Source organism: Corynebacterium sp. LK2537 (assembly GCF_040946485.1).
Lineage (GTDB): Bacteria > Actinomycetota > Actinomycetes > Mycobacteriales > Mycobacteriaceae > Corynebacterium.
Genome location: NZ_JAYWLQ010000005.1, coordinates 162,072 through 181,185, shown reverse-complemented (window position 1 = coordinate 181,185; position 19,114 = coordinate 162,072). Strand labels below are relative to the sequence as shown.

The 19,114-nt window shown below is 65.1% G+C and carries 13 protein-coding genes; 5 read left to right on the top strand and 8 right to left on the bottom strand.

All coding sequences use genetic code 11. From position 1 onward, the window contains the following. Window positions 1–99: 99 nt before the first annotated feature. From VVS03_RS08435 to VVS03_RS08420, 4 genes are read right to left on the bottom strand one after another with little or no spacing between them, the layout of a single operon-like run. Window positions 100–1,467: a Y4yA family PLP-dependent enzyme gene (locus VVS03_RS08435; protein ID WP_368520751.1), complete on the bottom strand. Its 1,368-nt coding sequence runs from the start codon at window positions 1,465–1,467 to the stop codon at window positions 100–102. Beyond that, window positions 1,464–2,786, bottom strand: coding sequence for an FAD/NAD(P)-binding protein (locus tag VVS03_RS08430; protein WP_368534662.1), 1,323 nt, complete (start codon window positions 2,784–2,786; stop codon window positions 1,464–1,466). Before VVS03_RS08430 ends, VVS03_RS08435 begins: the two co-directional genes overlap by 4 nt. Continuing rightward, window positions 2,779–3,780: a pyridoxal-phosphate dependent enzyme gene (locus VVS03_RS08425; RefSeq protein WP_368520753.1), complete on the bottom strand. Its 1,002-nt coding sequence runs from the start codon at window positions 3,778–3,780 to the stop codon at window positions 2,779–2,781. The genes VVS03_RS08430 and VVS03_RS08425 overlap by 8 nt, the downstream gene beginning before the upstream one ends. Window positions 3,781–3,790: 10 nt before the next feature. Further along, on the bottom strand, window positions 3,791–5,113 hold the full coding sequence (locus tag VVS03_RS08420; protein ID WP_368520754.1) for a deoxyribodipyrimidine photo-lyase: 1,323 nt from the start codon (window positions 5,111–5,113) through the stop codon (window positions 3,791–3,793). 361 nt (window positions 5,114–5,474) lie between these two features. On the opposite strand from VVS03_RS08420, the gene rplJ reads away from it, so the two are divergent. The 5 genes from rplJ (at window position 5,475) to VVS03_RS08395 (ending at window position 15,529) form a co-directional block, all read left to right on the top strand. Next, window positions 5,475–5,996, top strand: a complete 522-nt coding sequence (gene rplJ, locus VVS03_RS08415; RefSeq protein ID WP_368520755.1) for a 50S ribosomal protein L10 — start codon at window positions 5,475–5,477, stop codon at window positions 5,994–5,996. A 76-nt stretch (window positions 5,997–6,072) separates the two neighbouring features. Next, window positions 6,073–6,462, top strand: coding sequence for a 50S ribosomal protein L7/L12 (gene rplL, locus VVS03_RS08410; protein WP_368520756.1), 390 nt, complete (start codon window positions 6,073–6,075; stop codon window positions 6,460–6,462). A gap of 190 nt (window positions 6,463–6,652) precedes the next feature. Beyond that, a complete protein-coding gene (locus VVS03_RS08405; RefSeq protein ID WP_368534661.1) occupies window positions 6,653–7,636 on the top strand; it encodes a DUF3068 domain-containing protein in 984 nt (327 codons plus the stop codon). Between the two features lie 291 nt (window positions 7,637–7,927). After that, a complete protein-coding gene (locus VVS03_RS08400) occupies window positions 7,928–11,425 on the top strand; it encodes a DNA-directed RNA polymerase subunit beta (RefSeq protein ID WP_368520758.1) in 3,498 nt (1,165 codons plus the stop codon). A 111-nt stretch (window positions 11,426–11,536) separates the two neighbouring features. Further along, the gene (locus tag VVS03_RS08395) at window positions 11,537–15,529 is read left to right on the top strand and encodes a DNA-directed RNA polymerase subunit beta' (protein ID WP_368520759.1); all 3,993 of its coding nucleotides are present in this window, start codon (window positions 11,537–11,539) and stop codon (window positions 15,527–15,529) included. Between the two features lie 145 nt (window positions 15,530–15,674). On the opposite strand, the gene VVS03_RS08390 is transcribed toward VVS03_RS08395, so the two are convergent. The 4 genes from VVS03_RS08390 to VVS03_RS08375 are packed head-to-tail and all read right to left on the bottom strand — an operon-like array spanning window position 15,675 to window position 19,026. Beyond that, window positions 15,675–16,319, bottom strand: a complete 645-nt coding sequence (locus tag VVS03_RS08390; RefSeq protein ID WP_368520760.1) for a response regulator — start codon at window positions 16,317–16,319, stop codon at window positions 15,675–15,677. Then, the gene (locus tag VVS03_RS08385) at window positions 16,316–17,377 is read right to left on the bottom strand and encodes a sensor histidine kinase (RefSeq protein ID WP_368520761.1); all 1,062 of its coding nucleotides are present in this window, start codon (window positions 17,375–17,377) and stop codon (window positions 16,316–16,318) included. The genes VVS03_RS08390 and VVS03_RS08385 overlap by 4 nt, the downstream gene beginning before the upstream one ends. Before the next feature lie 8 nt (window positions 17,378–17,385). Continuing rightward, the gene (locus VVS03_RS08380) at window positions 17,386–18,174 is read right to left on the bottom strand and encodes an ABC transporter permease (RefSeq protein ID WP_368534250.1); all 789 of its coding nucleotides are present in this window, start codon (window positions 18,172–18,174) and stop codon (window positions 17,386–17,388) included. A 15-nt stretch (window positions 18,175–18,189) separates the two neighbouring features. Beyond that, a complete protein-coding gene (locus VVS03_RS08375; protein ID WP_368520763.1) occupies window positions 18,190–19,026 on the bottom strand; it encodes an ABC transporter ATP-binding protein in 837 nt (278 codons plus the stop codon). Window positions 19,027–19,114 lie beyond the last annotated feature (88 nt).

Below are 19,114 nucleotides of genomic sequence, written 5' to 3'. Positions count from 1 at the left end.
CTCACAGTGAGCGTGGCGCCTTTTGGCGTTTTGTAGCCCGCCCCGCTTTCCGACGCCGCGCCGGGGGCCTTCCATTCCGCTTCGGCGCCGCGTCCCGCCCTACGCGGCAGGCTCGTCGATTGCGTCGAGGATCCACTCGCCGCCGTCACGGACGACGTTTTTGGCCAAGGGAATCTGGTGCGAGGCGGATTCAAGGATGTGCATGAAGTACCCGGCGGTGTTGGGAATGGCGATGGTATCGCCTACGGCCACGCCCTGTGGGAAGTCCATCTTGCGGCGCATGATGATCTCGTCCTCGATGCAGTAGGCGCCCACCAGGTAACCCGTGCGCGGGTGGCGCTCGCCCTGACCGGTGGGAACGAGGAAGGGGTCCAGCAGGATGTCATCCGCGGCGGTGCGGCACTGCGTGCGGTTCATGGCCACGCCGATGAGCGGCAGCCCGTCGGAGCGCTGCTTGAGGAAGAACACGGTGGTGAGGATCATCCCGCAGCCGTCGAGGAGGCTGCGCCCTGGTTCCAAGTGGAGGGCGATGGAGCGAGAGGACAGCGCCGTGGCGGCAGTGCCATAACCTGCTACCTCGCCGCTGAGCAGCGCACGGAGCCATTCTCCTCGGGTGGGGCTTTGCCAGAACGGGTAGGTGTTACGCAGCGGGTCGGACTTCCAGGTGAATTGCTCACCCTCGCCAGCGCGCTGCTGGTCGATGCGGCTCAGGTAGTGCTCCCACTGTTGTGGGGATTCCAGGTAGCTCATGGGCACGCCGCCACCAATATCGATGAAGGAGGCGGGGTGGCCTTGTGCACGCATAGCCTCGATCAGGGCGACGGCCTCGCCGAGCGCGGTGCGCCGGTCGGCTTCGGAGTAACCGTGCAGGTGCACGTGCACGCCGACCACCGTTACGTTCGCGGGCCAGTCGGCGTGGAGCCAGGTTTCTAAACGCTCGCCGAAGCGCGTGGGCGGCAGGTGCTGCGGGTTGGGGGCGAGTCGCGGGGCGACCTTGGCGGGGCCAAGCTTGCCGATGCTTGCTAGTTCCCCCATGTTGTCGCAAGAGATGACCACCCCGGCCTTAACCGCGGTGCGCAGCAGCTCCTCGTTCTTGATGGCGGCGCTGAGGATGATCTTTTGGGGCGCGACCCCGGCAGCGAGGACTTGGCGCAGCTCATCGAGGCTGGCTACGTCCACGCCGTGCCCGGCCTCCCGCGCGGCGGCGACGAAGGCCAGAGCCTTGTTGGCCTTGCGGGCGAAAAAGACCTTGGTCTCAACGCCAAGGTGGGAGCCGGCATCGACGAGCTCGGCGGCGTTGCGGCGCAGGGCGGAAGTATCCAGGACGTTGACCGGCGAGCCGAAGCGCTGGGTGAGCTCGGCTACCTGGGAGGGATCGGCGAGCAGATCGCGCATCCACGGCTCGAGGCGCGCGGCCAAGGGGACGGTACCGTGGATGGGCAGCGGCGAGTGCGGGTGGGAGGTCATGGCTTTCCTACTTTCTCCGCCCAGCGGGGGATGTCGGTGTGGTTGTCGCGGCTCAAGGAATCGTGGCCAGGGAGGATCTTTTCGTTCCTGCGGCCAATTTCTACCACGCCCGGAACGTCCGAAAAGGGGGTCGGGCGGCCCTGTGGGGCGATGGTGGCGTCGATGAGCAGGTCGATGTCCGGGGCGGGGCCGGTCGAGCCGCCCATCCACTCGTCGATCGTTTCGGGGCGGGCGAGGTAGGTGGTATCCACCTGCCCGGAATCGAGGGCATCGGCGAGCACTTGCGCGGTGATGGGTGGCGGCCCGAACGACACCCGCTCGAGGGTGCGGGCGAGCTCCGCGAACCCGGGGATGACCCCGTCGTGGGCGTGGTGGTCGACGAAGTTATTGAACAGGCCGCGGAAGGCCACGCCGATGGCTCCGGCCGCATGGAGCGGTGCGTCCCCGCGGGCGACGCGGAGGGAATGATGGAATTCGGCAACGGCGTCACCGGTGAAGTCCTCGCCGTCCAGCACGTGGTGCAGCTGCGCGGCGGCAAAATCACCCAGGGTGAGGGCGGCATCGATCAGCACCTTCCGCACTTCGGCGGCGGAGCCGGCGGTGCGGGCCGCGGCGTGCAGGTAAGAGGGGAACTCAGGGAGCGGGGGTTTGACCTCCATGAAGCGGCCGCTGCGGGAGACGGGGTAGATGGTCTCGGCCTCCGGGTAGCGCAGGCACACGTCGATAAAGCTCAGCGCTGCGCCGCGGGTGCCGATTCGCCTAGGGCTGGTGGGGAGGTCGGCGCCGAAGTACAACCCGGTGACCGGCACGGCGCTGGGCCGGTGGTGGAGGGCCGTCGGGTGATCGTGGGCGTGACCCGTGCAGACTAATACCTCGTCGAAGCGTGCCTGCGCGATCTCGGCGGCGGATTCGGGCTCGCCGCTCACGATCACTTGGTAGCGCCCATCGACATCCTGGTGCACGGCGTGAACGAGGCGGGGGAGATGGCGCAGCTGCAGGTTAGCGGGGCTGCGGTGTACGGCGGCGGCCCAGGCATCTGCCAGGAATTGACCCACGACGGCCCGCGGGGGAAATTCCTCGGCGGGAATGCCGCGGTGGGTGCACCACTCGCCAAAGGTTTCCACAGAGCTGCGCACGATGGACGAGGAGACGTTCAACCGCCAGCACGTGGGTTGATCCGGGCGGTACACCGCACCCGCGCCGGCGGGGTGCGGGTCGAATACCGTGACCGTAAGTTCCGCTCGGGCGCGGTCTATGAGCTCCTCGACCGCCCATAGGCTGCGAGGGCCGCCGCCGATGATCGCTACGTTCCTACTCATGCCTCCACCTTCGCGCGCAGTTGGGCGGCGAGATTTGGAAGTTCTCGGCGACCCACTCGTCGTTGTAGATGGTTTCGAGGTAGGCGTGGCCGGCATCGTGAAGAATCAGCACCAACCGTGAACCCGGCTCTAGCTCGGGGATGCGTCGCAGCGCCGCGGCGACCACGGCGCCGCCCGAAGCGCCCGGCAACAACCCCTCGCGGAAGGCGAGGGTTCGGGCGCCGACGACCGCGTCGAGGTCCGGCACGCGCACCACCTCGGATGGGGTGAAGGCGGTGGAAAGATCGGTGACCACCCCGGCGCCGTAGCCGGGCAATAAGCGGGTGCCGCGGGTACCGCCAAAGAGCACAGAACCCAGGGCATCCACCCCGATGGTGCGGGTATCCGCCCCCACCTCATCGAGTTTGCGCACGCACCCGCCGAGGGTGCCCGTGGTGCTCATGGCCACCATCAGGTGAGAGGGCGCTGCGCCCAATTGTTCGAGGATTTCCTGCATCGTTCCCTCGGCGTGGGCATGGAAGGCGGCCTGGTTGGCGTATTGGTTGAGGTTGTGCGAGCGCGGGATCTCGCGCAGCAGCTCCTGCACGCGGCTGCGGCGGGCAGAAAGCCAATCCCCGGTTTCCGGATCCGGGTGTTCGAGCATCTCCACCGTCGCCCCGAAGGCGCGCATTGTGGCCACGGTGCTGCGATTGACGCGCGGATCCACCACACAGTGAAAGTGCATTCCCTCGAGCGGGGCGAGCCGGGCAAGGGCCATGCCGAGGTTGCCGGAGGAGGATTCCACGAGCGTGGAACCCGGCCCAACCTCGCCGGCCTCCAGCGCTGCGTTGAGAAGCGCGCGGGCGGTGCGATCCTTCGCTGAACCGCCGAGGTTGAATTGCTCGAGCTTGGCATAGATGTGGACGTCCTCGCGCTCGTGCAACCGGTCAAGGCGCATCAAGGGGGTGTTGCCAATCGGCGGGCGGGTCGAACTGCACGGTGGTGGGGTGGTCATTTCCCCAATGCTAGTGCGAATCCGCGGAGCCTGCAGCTGCTTGCTCCTTCATGTCCGCGTAGGCCTCTAGGGCGGCCTGGCGCGATTCCTTTACGTCCACGATGGGAGGGGGAGACAACGGCGGCGTCCAGCGGGCGACGTACTCCCCATCCGGATCGAACTTCTGCTCCTGCGTCAACGGGTTGAAAATGCGGAAGAAGGGCGCGGCGTCGTCACCGCAGCCGGCCACCCACTGCCAATTGAAGGGGTTGGAGGCGGGATCGGCGTCGACAAGCGTCTCCCAGAACCACTCCTCCCCGCGGCGCCAATGAATGCCTAGGTTCTTGGTCAGGAAGGAACCCACCACCATGCGCACGCGGTTGTGCATGTACCCGGTCTCCCACAGCTCTCGCATGCCGGCATCGACCAAGGGAATCCCGGTCTCCCCGCGCTGCCAGGCGGGCAGGTGCTCGCTTTCCGATGCCCAGTCAAAGCCGTCGAACCGCTTTCGCACGTTGCGGGTGGCGAGGTCCGGCAGGTGGTAGAGCCGGTGCCAGGCGAAGTCCCGCCACAGCAACTCGGAGTGGAATTTCGCGGAACCGGGTAGTTCGGCGGCCGCCACCCATGCTTCGCGAGGGGAGATCTCCCCAAAACGCAGGTGTGGGGAGAGCAGGCTGGTGACCTGTTTGGAGGGGAAGTCGCGGCACTTCGCGTAGTCGGTGAGGTCGAGGGCTGCCAGCTTGGCGCGGGCTGCCGGCTCCCCTGGTGTCCAATACTGGGCGAGCTTGTCCTCCCAGGCGGCCTGGTGGGGCGTGCCGGCTTCCTTATCGGCGGGGGCCGGCGCGCCGCGCAGGGTGGGCTCGGGCAGGGGATCGTCGTCACGCAGCTGCTGGCGGGCGGCCTTGACAAACGGCGTGTAGACCCGGTAGGGCTCACCCTTGAGGGTGAGCACCTCCCATGGTTCGACCAGGGTGTGTCCGGGGTGGGAGGTGGCGTTCACGCGGGCATCGGAAAGCGCCTGCTTGACCGCCGCGTCGACCTCCCGCAACGGTTGGTGGTAGCGGCGGGTCCAGGAAACGGAAGTGGCGGCGACCTCGGCGCAGAACTCGGGCACGACGGTGCGGGCGTCGCCCTTGCGGCGCAGCAGCTGCACGCCGTATTCCGCGAGGCGTTCGCGCAGGCTCGACAGGGAACGCTCGCGCCACCACTTGGCGGCCCCGCCGAGCTGGCGGGTGCCTGGGTGCGCCGGTTCATCTACCACGAGGGCGACCACCTCGCCCTGCTCGCTGGCCCAGGTCAGGGCCTGGTTATCGGAAAGGCGGAGATCGTCGCGAAACCACATCACACACGTCATGGGTGCGATGATAGACGCGGAATTTGGTTTTCTACCTGGGCCGCTGTTAGGCTAACCGACGAAGTTTGAACGGCGTTGCGCGCTCGAATCACCTCGAGTTCGGCGGCGCCCGTACAAAGTTCACCGAAGACCGTTGGTCATCCAGGAATGGATCGAAGGTTTCCCACCCGTTGGGAGCGGCCCACGCAGGAGACACTTTGCGACACTAAGCGAAAGCACGTCCTTTCGCCCGCGCCCTGTGCTCTTGCACGGGGCTTTTTGTTGTCCTTTAATCGCCCAACCCATAAGGGGCTGGCGGTAAGGGCGGCGGAGGGCCCCGGCGGAAAACAAAAGAGATGTTTTGGAAGGAGGCGAGAATCAAATGGCAAACCCAAAAAATACTGCAGACCTGAAAGAGCTGAAGGAAAAGCTGGACGGTGCTAACTCTGTCGTGCTGACCGAGTACCGCGGCCTGACCGTATCTCAGCTGCAGGAACTGCGTAATGACTTGGGCTTTGACGTTGATTACTCCGTCGCCAAGAACACCCTTTTCAAGATCGCTGCCGCTGAAGCCGGCATCGAGGGTCTTGACGATCTGCTGACTGGCCCGACCGCTATTGCGTTCATCAAGGGCGAGGCAGTGGATGCTGCGAAGGTCATCAAGAAGTTCGCTGATGACAACAAGGCACTCGTCGTCAAGGGTGGCTACATGGACGGCAACGCGCTTACCGCGGAGCAGGTCCAGGCCATCGCCGAGCTGGACAACCGCGAGACCACTCTCGCGAAGCTGGCTGGCGCCATGAAGGGTTCTATGGCAAAGGCTGCGGCTGTATTCAACGCTCCTGCAACCAAGATGGTCCGCACCGCTGCTGCGCTGCAGGACAAGAAGGAAGCAGAAGCTTAAACCCGCGTAAATCTACGCACCACGTACACACCACAATTCGGAACCGTCTGGGTTCCACACAGAAAGGATGGCCATCATGGCTAAGCTCACCAAGGACGAGCTCATTGAAGCTTTCAAGGAAATGACCCTCATCGAGCTCTCCGAGTTCGTCAAGGAATTCGAAGAGGTCTTCGACGTTGAGGCTGCCGCTCCGGTTGCCGCTGCTGCTCCGGGCGCTCCGGCTGCCGGTGGCGACGCTGCTGCTGAGGAGAAGGACGAGTTCGACGTCGTTCTGACCGACGCTGGCGCCAAGAAGATCGGCGTCATCAAGGCTGTCCGCGAGATCGTCTCCGGCCTGGGCCTGAAGGAAGCCAAGGAGCTCGTTGAGTCCGCTCCGAAGGCCATCCTGGAAGGCGCCAACAAGGACGACGCCGAGGCCGCCAAGACCAAGCTGGAAGAGGCTGGCGCTTCCGTCGAGCTGAAGTAGTCTCAATCAGACTCACTTCGGCTTCGGCCTAAGCCTCCTCAAGGCTTAAACCACCTCCGCCTGCCCCGCATCACCGCGGGAGCAGGCGGAGGTTTTTCATGTTCTCACCCCCTTCCGGGCAGCTTTCGCACGCCGGAAACCGGGTGTTTCATTATCAACCAGCAATTGCTGGGTTGTAAGATGCTGTACCATGCTGCCCAAATCCCGCATCATCTCCGTGATCGTTCTAGGCCTCGGCATCGCTTTGATCGCCGCGGGCGCGCTCGCGCCTGTCTTCCTAGACCTGCGGGCCAAGCTGCCGCTGGACGCCGAGCACACCACGTTTAGCTTCAGCGACCCGGACGGGCGGGCGCAGACCACAAGCGAAGAAGGGACGCAGCCCTACGAGGGCCCGCTGGCCTACCAGCTGCACTACGACACCGTGGATCCCTCCGGCAAGGAGGACGCCTCCCTGCGGGTCGGGCAGACCACCGTGCGCGGCACCGAGGCCGACGCCGGCGACGTTGAGAACCTGGTCAGCGCCCAGGTGTGGAATTTCCCCATCGACCGCGTCAGCGGTGCGGCCCAGGACAAGGCCCGCCTGAACCACACGATCGCCTCGCCGGCGGCGGAGGTGGCCATCGACGGCTACTGGCTGAAATTCCCGTCGGAGGCGGAAAAGACCACCTACCCGGTCTTCGATCCGACCCTGCGGAAGGCAGAAGACGCCGTCTTCGCCGAGGAGCAGGAGATAGACGGCCGGGAGATCTACCGTTACGACCAGGAGATCGCCCCGGTCAATGTCGCCACGCTGTACGCGGGGATGGGTAACACCACCCAGTTCGAGACGCCCGAGGGCGGCACGGAGCCCGGCTACCTGTTCCATTCCGGCAAGCGCAGCATCTACGTCGACCACGCCACGGGCATGGTGGTCGGCATGGACCTAGACATCGACGACTACTATGGCACTCGGGAGGGCGAACGCCGCGAGGACGCCTTCGTCTTCCAGGCCTCCACCTCCGACGAGGATCGCGCCCAGCTCATCGGGCAGGCCGGCCAGATTCCGGATCCGCAGGTCGCGAATATCGCGCGCTGGATTGGCCTCGGCCTAGGCGTTGTCTTAACCATCATTGGGCTGCTGGGAGTCTTCGGGGTTTTCGGTCCGCGCGGCCAGAAGGCTAAGCGGGCCCTCTGAGGCTAAGGCTCAGACCGCGTGGCCCTCGGCGTTCGCGACTAGGAACCCGGGTGGGCACATAGACGATCGCGCGCGTCTTTACAAATCGCCGGAATTGATATAGGCTGTTTCGTTGCGCTGGAATCCGGATCCCCAGTGCACATTTAGCCTTGGCACGTGGTGATGGTAAAGCGACTTGACAAGGTGATTTTGTGCTACCTGAGCCCGCTGATTCCACAGCAGACCGAATGCTAAATCTACCAGCGGTTTTGCTTGCTCGCCCCTCCCAGGCGGGGAAGTGATCCGCGTGAGGTGCTGGAAGGACCCATCTTGGCAGTCTCCCGCCAGACCAAGTCAGTGGCCAATATCCCTGGAGCCCCGAAGCGTTATTCGTTCGCTAAGATTAGCGAGCCGATTGCGGTTCCGGGCCTCCTTGACTTACAACTTGATTCTTTTGCATGGCTCATCGGCACGCCGGAGTGGCGTGAGCGCCAGCAGGCTGAACGCGGCGACGACGCGCGCGTTACCTCTGGCCTGGAGGACATCCTAGAGGAATTGTCCCCGATCGAGGACTACTCGGGCAATATGTCCCTGTCGCTGTCCGAGCCGCGCTTCGAGCCGGTGAAGAACACCGTCGACGAGTGTAAAGAAAAGGACATCAACTACTCGGCGCCGCTCTACGTGACCGCAGAGTTCATCAACAATGACACCCAGGAGATTAAGTCTCAGACGGTGTTCATCGGCGACTTCCCGATGATGACCGACAAGGGTACGTTCATTGTCAACGGCACCGAGCGTGTTGTCGTCTCCCAGCTCGTGCGTTCCCCGGGCGTGTACTTTGACCAGACCATCGATAAGTCCACGGAGCGCCCGCTGCACTCCGTGAAGGTCATCCCGTCCCGCGGCGCCTGGCTCGAATTCGACGTGGACAAGCGCGACACCGTCGGCGTGCGCATTGACCGCAAGCGCCGCCAGCCGGTCACCGTGCTGCTCAAGGCCCTGGGCTGGTCCGAAGAGCAGATCCGCGAGCGCTTCGGCTTCTCCGAGCTGATGATGTCCACCCTCGAGTCCGATGGCGTTGCCAACACGGACGAGGCCCTGCTGGAGATCTACCGCAAGCAGCGCCCGGGTGAGCAGCCGACCCGCGAGCTTGCTCAGTCCCTGCTGGACAACTCCTTCTTCCGTGCGAAGCGCTACGACCTGGCCAAGGTCGGCCGCTACAAGGTCAACCGCAAGCTGGGCCTGGGCGGCGACCACGACGGCTTGATGACCCTGACCGAGGAAGACATCGCCGTCGCGCTGGAGTACCTGGTGCGCCTGCACGTCGGTGAGCGCGAGATGAAGGCGCCGAACGGTGAGATGATCTCCATCAACACCGACGACATCGACCACTTCGGCAACCGCCGTCTGCGCACCGTGGGCGAGCTGATCCAGAACCAGGTCCGCGTGGGCCTGTCCCGCATGGAGCGCGTCGTGCGCGAGCGCATGACCACCCAGGACGCGGAGTCCATCACGCCGACCTCGCTGATCAACGTGCGCCCGGTCTCGGCAGCTATCCGCGAGTTCTTCGGTACCTCGCAGCTGTCCCAGTTCATGGACCACAACAACTCGCTGTCCGGCCTGACCCACAAGCGCCGCCTGTCCGCGCTGGGCCCGGGCGGCCTGTCCCGTGAGCGCGCCGGCATCGAGGTGCGAGACGTGCACCCGTCCCACTACGGCCGCATGTGCCCGATTGAGACCCCGGAGGGCCCGAACATTGGCCTGATCGGCTCGCTGGCTTCCTACGCCCGCGTGAACTCCTTCGGCTTCATCGAGACCCCGTACCGCAAGGTCGTCGACGGCAAGGTCACCGACCAAGTCGAGTACCTGACCGCCGACGAGGAAGATCGCTTCTCCATCGCCCAGGCCGAGGTCGAGCAGGACGCCGAGGGCAACATCATCGGCGACCGTATCGAGGTCCGCCAGCGCGACGGCGACATCGCCGTGACCGACGCCTCCGGCGTCGACTACGTGGACGTCTCCCCGCGCCAGATGGTCTCCGTGGCTACCGCCATGATTCCGTTCCTGGAGCACGACGACGCTAACCGTGCACTGATGGGCGCGAACATGCAGCGCCAGGCAGTGCCGCTGGTGCGCTCCGAGTCCCCGTACGTGGGCACCGGCATGGAGCAGCGCGCGGCTTACGACGCCGGCGATCTGGTCATCACCCCAAAGGCCGGCGTGGTCGAGGACGTGACCGCGGACCTCATCACCATCATGGACGACGAGGGCCAGCGCGACACCTACATGCTGCGCAAGTTCGAGCGCACCAACCAGGGCACGAACTACAACCAGACCCCGCTGGTGTCCATGGGCGAGCGCGTCGAGGCCGGCCAGGTGCTGGCCGACGGCCCGGGTACCCACAACGGTGAGATGTCGCTGGGCCGCAACCTGCTCGTGGCGTTCATGCCGTGGGAAGGCCACAACTACGAGGACGCCATCATCCTCAACCAGCGCATCGTCGAAGAGGACATCCTGACCTCCGTGCACATCGAGGAGCACGAGATCGATGCCCGCGACACCAAGCTGGGTGCCGAGGAAATCACCCGCGAGATCCCGAACGTGGCCGAGGACGTGCTCAGCGATCTGGACGAGCGCGGCATCATCCGCATCGGCGCCGACGTCCGCCCGGGTGACATCCTGGTCGGTAAGGTCACCCCGAAGGGTGAGACCGAGCTGACCCCGGAGGAGCGCCTGCTGCGCGCCATCTTCGGCGAGAAGGCCCGCGAGGTGCGCGACACCTCGATGAAGGTCCCGCACGGTGAGGTCGGCAAGGTTATCGGCGTGGCTCGGTTCAGCCGCGAGGACGATGACGACCTGGCCCCGGGCGTCAACGAGATGATCCGCGTCTACGTCGCCCAGAAGCGCAAGATCCAGGACGGCGACAAGATGGCCGGCCGCCACGGCAACAAGGGCGTTGTCGGTAAGATCCTGCCGCCGGAGGACATGCCGTTCATGGCGGACGGTACCCCGGTCGATATCATCCTGAACACCCACGGTGTTCCGCGTCGTATGAACATCGGCCAGGTCCTCGAGGTCCACCTCGGCTGGCTGGCACACGCCGGCTGGAAGGTCGACGTCGACGACCCGGCTAACGCCGAGCTGCTCAAGACCCTGCCGGAAGAGCTCTACGACGTCCCGGCCGACTCGCTGACCGCCACCCCGGTCTTCGACGGCGCGACCAACGAAGAGATCTCCCGCCTGCTGGCGTCCTCCCGCCCGAACCGCGACGGCGACGTCCTGGTCGACGGCGAGGGCAAGGCCACGCTGTTCGACGGCCGCTCCGGCGAGCCGTACAAGTACCCGATCTCGGTCGGCTACATGTACATGCTCAAGCTGCACCACCTGGTGGATGAGAAGATCCACGCCCGTTCGACTGGTCCGTACTCCATGATTACCCAGCAGCCGCTGGGTGGTAAGGCCCAGTTCGGTGGCCAGCGCTTCGGCGAGATGGAGGTGTGGGCCATGCAGGCATACGGCGCGGCCTACACCCTGCAGGAGCTGCTGACCATCAAGTCGGACGACGTGGTCGGCCGCGTGAAGGTCTACGAGGCCATTGTGAAGGGCGAGAACATCCCGGATCCGGGCATCCCGGAATCCTTCAAGGTGTTGCTCAAGGAGCTGCAGTCGCTGTGCCTGAACGTGGAGGTCCTGTCCACCGACGGCACGCCGATGGAGCTTTCCGGCTCGGATGAAGACGACATGGAATCCGGTTCCTCGCTGGGCATTAACCTGTCCCGCGATGAGGGTTCCGCCGCCGACATCGCCTAGCGACTCTGCTTTAGGTCCGCCGCTGGTATACCCAGCGGCGGGCAAGGAAACAAGTTACTTTTTCAAATGCCAACAATTCCTCGTTAAACGAGGATGAAAGGGAGAATTTACGTGTTCGACGTAAACCTCTTCGACGAGCTCCGCATTGGTCTGGCCACCGCTGAAGACATCCGTCGCTGGTCCAAGGGCGAGGTCAAAAAGCCCGAGACCATCAACTACCGAACCCTGAAGCCGGAGAAGGACGGCCTGTTCTGCGAGCGCATTTTCGGGCCGACCCGCGACTGGGAGTGCGCCTGCGGTAAGTACAAGCGCGTGCGCTACAAGGGCATCATCTGCGAGCGGTGCGGCGTCGAGGTCACCAAGTCCAAGGTCCGCCGTGAGCGCATGGGCCACATCGAGCTGGCCGCTCCGGTTACCCACATCTGGTACTTCAAGGGTGTCCCGTCCCGCCTGGGCTACCTGCTGGATCTCGCTCCGAAGGATCTGGAGCGCATCATCTACTTCGCGGCCAACATCATCACCTCCGTGGATGAAGAGGCCCGCCACAACGACATGTCCACCCTCGAGGGCGAGATGCTGCTCGAGAAGAAGGACGTGGAGGACGACACCGAGGCAGAAATCGCCGAGCGCGCGTCCAAGCTCGAGGCCGACCTGGCCGAGCTGGAGGAAGCCGGCGCCAAGGCGGACGCCCGCCGCAAGGTCCAGAACGCTGCGGACAAGGAGATGCAGCACATCCGCGAGCGCGGCGAGCGCGAGGTCGCCCGCCTGGACGAAATCTGGAACACCTTCGTCAAGCTGGCTCCGAAGCAGATGATCATCGACGAGAACATCTACGAAGAGCTCGTCGACCGCTACGAGGACTACTTCACCGGCGGCATGGGCGCGGAAGCCATCCAGACGCTCATCCGCAACTTCGACCTGGAGGCCGAAGCTGAGGTCCTGCGCGAGACCATCAACAACGGCAAGGGCCAGAAGAAGATGCGCGCTCTGAAGCGCCTGAAGGTCGTCGCCGCGTTCCTGCGTTCCGGCAACGACCCGGCCGGCATGGTCCTGGACGCTATCCCGGTCATCCCGCCGGAGCTGCGCCCGATGGTCCAGCTGGACGGTGGCCGCTTTGCCACCTCCGACCTGAACGACCTGTACCGCCGCGTGATCAACCGCAACAACCGCCTCAAGCGCATGATCGATCTGGGCGCGCCCGAGATCATCGTCAACAACGAGAAGCGCATGCTGCAGGAGTCCGTGGACGCCCTGTTCGACAACGGCCGCCGCGGCCGTCCGGTCACCGGCCCGGGCTCCCGCCCGCTGAAGTCCCTGTCTGACCTGCTCAAGGGCAAGCAGGGCCGCTTCCGTCAGAACCTGCTGGGTAAGCGCGTGGACTACTCCGGCCGTTCGGTTATTATCGTCGGCCCGCAGCTGAAACTGCACGAGTGCGGTCTGCCGAAGCTGATGGCGCTCGAGCTGTTCAAGCCTTTCGTCATGAAGCGCCTGGTGGAAAACGACTACGCGCAGAACATCAAGTCCGCTAAGCGCATGGTCGAGCGCCAGCGTTCCGAGGTCTGGGACGTGCTGGAGCAGGCCATTTCCGAGCACCCGGTGCTGCTGAACCGCGCGCCGACCCTGCACCGCCTGGGTATCCAGGCCTTCGAGCCGAAGCTGGTTGAGGGTAAGGCCATTCAGCTGCACCCGCTGGCTTGTGAGGCCTTCAACGCCGACTTCGACGGTGACCAGATGGCAGTCCACCTGCCGCTGTCCGCCGAGGCCCAGGCCGAGGCCCGCGTGCTGATGCTGGCCTCCAACAACATTCTGTCCCCGGCCTCCGGTAAGCCGCTGGCTATGCCGCGCCTGGATATGGTCACCGGTCTGTACTACCTGACCATGGACAAGGCCGAGGACGAGATCGGCGGCGAGGGCCGCTTCCACGAGGCGGAGACCGACAAGCCGGCCACCGGCGTCTACTCCTCCTACGCGGAGGCCCTGATGGCGCGCGACCGTGGTGTCGTGGGCCTGCAGGCCCCGATCAAGGTGCGCATCGACCACCTGCGTCCGCCGGAGGACATCGAGGCCGAGCAGTTCCCGGATGGCTGGGAGCGCGGCCAGGCCTGGCTGGCGGAGACCACCATCGGCCGCATCATGTTCAACGAGCTGCTGCCGTGGAACTACCCGTACCTCGAGGGCGTCATGGTCCGTAAGGGCGGGTCCGGCAACAAGGTGCTGCTGGGCGACGTGATCAACGATCTCGCCGTCAAGTACCCGATGATCACCGTGGCTCAGGTCCTGGACAAGATGAAGGACGCCGGCTTCTACTGGGCTACCCGTTCCGGCGTGACCATCACGATGTCCGACGTTCTGGTTCTGCCGAACAAGACCGAGATCCTGGAGTCCTACGAGAAGGAAGCCGAGCGGATCGAGCGCAAGTACTGGGAGCAGGGCGCCCTGACCGAGCGCGAGCGCTACGACCGCCTGGTTGAGCTCTGGAAGGACGCTACCGACACCGTGGGTAACGCGGTGGAGAACCTCTACCCGGATGACAACCCGATCCCGATGATCGTTAAGTCCGGTGCGGCCGGTAACATGCGCCAGATCTGGACGCTGGCCGGCATGAAGGGCATGGTCGTGAACTCCAAGGGTGACTACATCACCCGTCCGATTAAGACCTCCTTCCGTGAAGGCCTGTCGGTGTTGGAGTACTTCAACAACTCGCACGGTTCCCGTAAGGGCCTGGCGGATACCGCACTGCGTACCGCCGACTCGGGCTACCTGACCCGTCGTCTGGTCGACGTGGCCCAGGACGTCATCGTCCGCGAGGACGACTGCGGCACCCGCCAGGGCGTGCGCGTGCCGATCGGCACCGAGGTCGCCGAGGGCCAGTACGCGGTTCACGAGCTGTGGGAGACCTCCGCTTCCGGCCGCGTAGTGGCTACCGACGTCAAGGACGCCGACGGCAACGTGCTGGCTGAGGCCGGCTCCGACCTGACCGAGAGCCTGACCAACAAGCTGGTCCAGGCTGGCGTGCAGGAGATCAAGGTCCGCTCCGTGCTGACCTGCCAGACCCCGGCTGGTGTCTGTGCTAAGTGCTACGGCAAGTCCATGGCTTCCGGCCACTTGGTCGATATCGGCGAGGCCGTCGGTATCGTGGCCGCCCAGTCGATTGGTGAGCCGGGTACCCAGCTGACCATGCGTACGTTCCACCAGGGCGGTGTCGGCGGCGATATTACCGGCGGTCTGCCGCGTGTGCAGGAGCTCTTCGAGGCCCGTAACCCGAAGAACCGCGCCCCGATCGCCTCCGTGGACGGCACCGTGTCCCTGTCGGACGAGGGCAACTTCTGGACCCTGACCATCACCCCGGACGATGGTTCGGACAACGTGGTCTACGAGAAGCTGTCGAAGCGCCAGGGCCTGGCCCAGGTGCGCCGCCCGATGGAGTCCAACCCGGACGCCATGATCGAGCGTTCCCTGCGCGACGGCGACCACGTCGTCACCGGCGAGCGCCTAATGCGCGGTGCGGCCGACCCGCACGACGTCCTGGAGGTCCTGGGTCGCCGTGGCGTGGAGAAGCACCTCATCGACGAGGTCCAGGCCGTGTACCGGACCCAGGGTGTGGCCATCCACGACAAGCACATCGAGATCATCATCCGCCAGATGCTGCGCCGTGGCACGGTGATCGACGCCGGCTCGACCGAGTTCCTGCCGGGCACCCTGGTGGACCTGTCCGAGGCCAAGCAGATCAACGCCGCGCAGGTGGCCGAGGGCGGCGAGCCCGCACAGCTGCGCAGTGAGATCATGGGTATCACCAAGGCCTCCCTGGCTACCGAGTCCTGGCTGTCCGCCGCCTCCTTCCAGGAGACCACCCGCGTGCTTACCGATGCCGCTATCAACAAGCGCTCCGATAAGCTCATCGGTCTCAAGGAGAACGTGATCATCGGTAAGCTGATCCCGGCCGGTACCGGTATTTCCCGCTACCGCAACATCACTGTGAAGCCGACGGAGGCCGCCCGCAACGCGGCGTACTCCATCCCGACCTACAGCGATACCATCTACAGCGACGACAGCTTCGGTGAGTTCACCGGCGCCTCTGTCCCGCTGGAGGAGGACTTCTTCTAGAGGAAGTACTCCCGCGGTCTAACCGCACACATTCGGTCTGCACAGCGGCCCCGCACCTCCTTCACGGGAGGCCGCGGGGCCGCTGTCTTTGTGCGCCGTCCTTAACCCCGCCAGGGCCTCTGACGCCCGGCCCGAGGGAGGGCCGCTAGAGCCAGCCGTTGTCCTCGGCCGCAGCAACGGCGGCGTGCCGGTTGCCGGTGGCGGTCTTGGTCATGATGGCGGACAGGTGATTGCGCACGGTGCCCTCGCTCAAATGCAGGGCCGCGGCGATGTCGCGCACGCTGTGGTGCTCAGTCGCGGCGTGGCAGACCTCTACCTCGCGCTGGGTGAGCGGGTTGGGCGGGCTGAAAAGGGCCCGCTCCGCCAGCCCCGGATCGATAACGCGATGGCCGGCGTGGATGCGGCGTACGGCGTCGGCGAGGGAATCCGGCGGGGTGTCCTTCATAATGAAGCCGGAGGCCCCGGCGGCCAGTGCGCGCTGCAAGTAGCCGGTGCGTCCGAAGGTGGTGACGATAAGAACGTGGGCCTTGCCGGCTCCCAGCAGTCCTGCGTCGCGCAGCTCTTTGGTCGCTTCCAGGCCGCTGGTGCCGGGCATCTCAATATCCATGATGAGCACGTCTGGCCGGCACTGGCGTACCTGGGAGACGATCTGCGCGCCGTCGGCGGCCTCGCCCACGACCTCGAGGTCGCCCTGCAGACTCAGCAGCGCGGCGAGCGCCCCGCGGACCAGGTGCTGGTCGTCGGCGATGAAAACCTTGATGGGGGCCTTGGCTCCACAGTCTTTAGTCACGGCATTTCCACCTCAATCCGGGTGCCCCGGCCTGGTTGGGAAGTGATGCTCAACGTCCCGCCGGCATCTTCGACCCGGGCGCGCAGGCCCGCTAGCCCGTTGCCCGGGGAGATGGTGTGGCCGATGCCGTCATCGCCGACGACGAGACGCGTGGGCGTGACCTCGATCCAGGCCCGGCGGGCCCCGGCGTGGCGGAGGATATTGGTCGTGGCCTCTCGTACCGCCCAGGCATACAAGACTTGGTGCTTAGCGGCGATCTCCTGGGCGTGGGAGGGCTCCGGGACGCGGGCGGCGATGCCCGCGGCGTGCAGCGCATTTTCGGCATTGGCTAGCTCCACCGCCAGCTGCGGCTGGCGCAGAGCGGTAACGGTCGCGCGTACCTCGTCCAGGGACGATCGCGTCAGCTCGCTAATGGCGCGCAGCTCCTCCTCGGCCTTTTCCGGAGCGAACTGGAGCTGCCGCCGGGCCAGCTCGGACTTGAGGTTGATGACGGTCAGGGACTGCCCCAACAGATCGTGGATGTCGCTGGCGATGGCCTCGCGCTCGCGCGCCAGCCGGAGACGGCTCTCGGCGCTGCGCTCCGCGGCCTTCCTATCCTCGAGGCTCTTGTTGAGCGCCATGAACGCCGGGGTGCACAAGGCGAGGCCGGCCAAGGCGAAGGCGTTCGGCGGCTGGAAGACGATCAGGAGGATCACTGTGAAACCGGCTCCGCAACCGACCATGGCGTAGCCGGTCATCCCAGGCGTGACGTAGAGAAAGACGGCCATGAAATAGGGCAGGAAGACCAGCACGTACCAGCCGATCAGCGGCAGGAGGGCTAGCGGACCGATCAGCAGGACGGCGCACCAGACGAGCACGAAGAGGGGCAGGCGCCGGCGGGGCACTGATGCGTGGTAGCCGGAGCCTAGGGCGTAGGCGAGGGCGAAAAACGCAAAGCCGGCAGCGACGCTTGCTAGGGCAGTGCCGTTGAGTCCTGAGAACAGGAAGGGCACGAAGGAAAACAGCAGGAAGACCAGCCAGATGCTGCTCTTGGTGGCGTCGCTGCGGGAGAAGTGCATGAGGCGGTTTAGCGTCCCTTCTGGCGGCGGTTGAGCAGTATGAAGGTGATTACAAAGATAGCAGTCCAGGCGGCAATATTTGCTAGGGCGTTGGGGAGGGCTTCTTCGTGGTAGTAAGGTTCGTCGGAGATTATTTGTACCCCGTCGGTGAGGGGGTAGTTGGCTAGGGCGTTGGCGCCGTAGAGGGGCGTGAAGCGCCCGAAATCGAGCATACCGGCGCTCAGCGGCATGAACATGTTGGCGGCGAAGGCGAAGACCACGATGAGCGTGGAGGCTATCGTAATCGCGCTGTCGGAGCGGAAAAGCTCCCCAAAGGCCATGCCGTAGACGCCGAAGGGCAGGGAAACGGCGATGCAGACAAAGAAGCAGGCGGCCCACGCGCTCACGGTCATGGTGGCACCGGTCAGGGCGCCGGCGATAAAAACAGCCACCACGGGGAGGGCGCAGCGCAGCACCAAGGACAGCACCTGGGCGGTCAGGTAATGGCCCGGGGTGGTGGGGGTAAGCGCTAGTTGGCGGCCCCAACCACTGCGGCTTTCAACGACCGTGCCGCCGGCCGCCGCGGTCGCGGCGATGACCGCGCCGTAGAGCGCCATGGAGACCATGACGAAGGCTTTAGGGTTGCCGTGCGCAAAGTCCGGCATGGACGAATAGTCCTGCAGGGCGCCGAAGAGCAGGTAGAAGCCGACCGGCATGAAGACGGTGAAAAAGAGGTTGGTGAAGTCCCGGGAGGCGCGCTTGAGGTTTAGCGCCGTCAGGGAGCGGACAGGCGCGGCAGCGGCTGCGGTAGTGGTCATTCCTGTAATTCCTTTCTAGGCCCGTCGCGTAGGCCAGGCCGTGACTTCGGAGTTCTTCGCGTTGGTTTCCTCCGGCCGCAGACCGGCGTTGAGGTCGGCGGTGAAATCCGGGGCGATGTAGCGCAGTACCGCCTCGTCGAGGCTCGGGTAGCCGCCTTGGACTTCCGCGACGGTGCCGTTGGCGGTGACTCGGCCGTCCTGGAGGATGACCACCCGGTCGGCGTAGCGCTGGGCCTCCTCGAGGTAGTGGGTGGCGAAAATGATGGTTTGGCCTTCTCGTGCCTGGTGGCGCAAGGTGTGCCAGAATTCGTGGCGGGCGTAGATGTCCATACCGGTGGTCGGCTCGTCCAGGATGAGGAGGTCGGGGCGGGGCAGGATGGCCAGCGTGAAACGCACGCGCTGCTGCTCCCCGCCGGAGCACAACCGGACCTTACGGTCCTGGATCTCAGTCAGCCGGGTCTCCTCCATGACTTCGCGCTCGACCTCATCTAGTGGAGCGGACCGCGGGTGCAGCCCGGCTATAGCGCGTACGGTCTCCTCGACCGTGATGTCGGGGAGAAGCCCGCCGGATTGCAGCACCGCGCCCACGCGGGACGTCTTCGCGGCCCGGGCGGGCGGCCCGCCGAAGAGTTCGATGGCGCCGCTGGTTGGTTCCGTCAGTCCTAGCACCATGTCGAAAAGCGTTGTCTTGCCCGCGCCATTGGCGCCTACCAAGGCCACAACTTCCCCAGCGGGGATGGTTAGGTCAAGGTCCCGGATGGCGTTGACCCGCTTCTTGCCGCGCCCAAAGGCTTTAGTCAGGTGCTGAATCTCAATAGCTGGGGTGGGCTTGTTGTTCGTGCTCGCGTGCATGCCCCGAGTATCGGCGAGAAGGACAAGGGGTGCGTAGGCCAAAGATCCAGACATAGGCATGACAAATGTCAGGGGTCGGGGTCTCTAC

Coding starts and splice junctions, on each gene's coding strand:
- VVS03_RS08435 (WP_368520751.1), bottom strand. CDS start 1,467: ATGACCTCCCACCCGCACTCGCCGCTGCCCATCCACGGTACCGTCCCC.
- VVS03_RS08430 (WP_368534662.1), bottom strand. CDS start 2,786: ATGAGTAGGAACGTAGCGATCATCGGCGGCGGCCCTCGCAGCCTATGG.
- VVS03_RS08425 (WP_368520753.1), bottom strand. CDS start 3,780: ATGACCACCCCACCACCGTGCAGTTCGACCCGCCCGCCGATTGGCAAC.
- VVS03_RS08420 (WP_368520754.1), bottom strand. CDS start 5,113: ATGACGTGTGTGATGTGGTTTCGCGACGATCTCCGCCTTTCCGATAAC.
- rplJ (WP_368520755.1), top strand. CDS start 5,475: ATGGCAAACCCAAAAAATACTGCAGACCTGAAAGAGCTGAAGGAAAAG.
- rplL (WP_368520756.1), top strand. CDS start 6,073: ATGGCTAAGCTCACCAAGGACGAGCTCATTGAAGCTTTCAAGGAAATG.
- VVS03_RS08405 (WP_368534661.1), top strand. CDS start 6,653: ATGCTGCCCAAATCCCGCATCATCTCCGTGATCGTTCTAGGCCTCGGC.
- VVS03_RS08385 (WP_368520761.1), bottom strand. CDS start 17,377: ATGCACTTCTCCCGCAGCGACGCCACCAAGAGCAGCATCTGGCTGGTC.
- VVS03_RS08380 (WP_368534250.1), bottom strand. CDS start 18,174: ATGACCACTACCGCAGCCGCTGCCGCGCCTGTCCGCTCCCTGACGGCG.
- VVS03_RS08375 (WP_368520763.1), bottom strand. CDS start 19,026: ATGCACGCGAGCACGAACAACAAGCCCACCCCAGCTATTGAGATTCAG.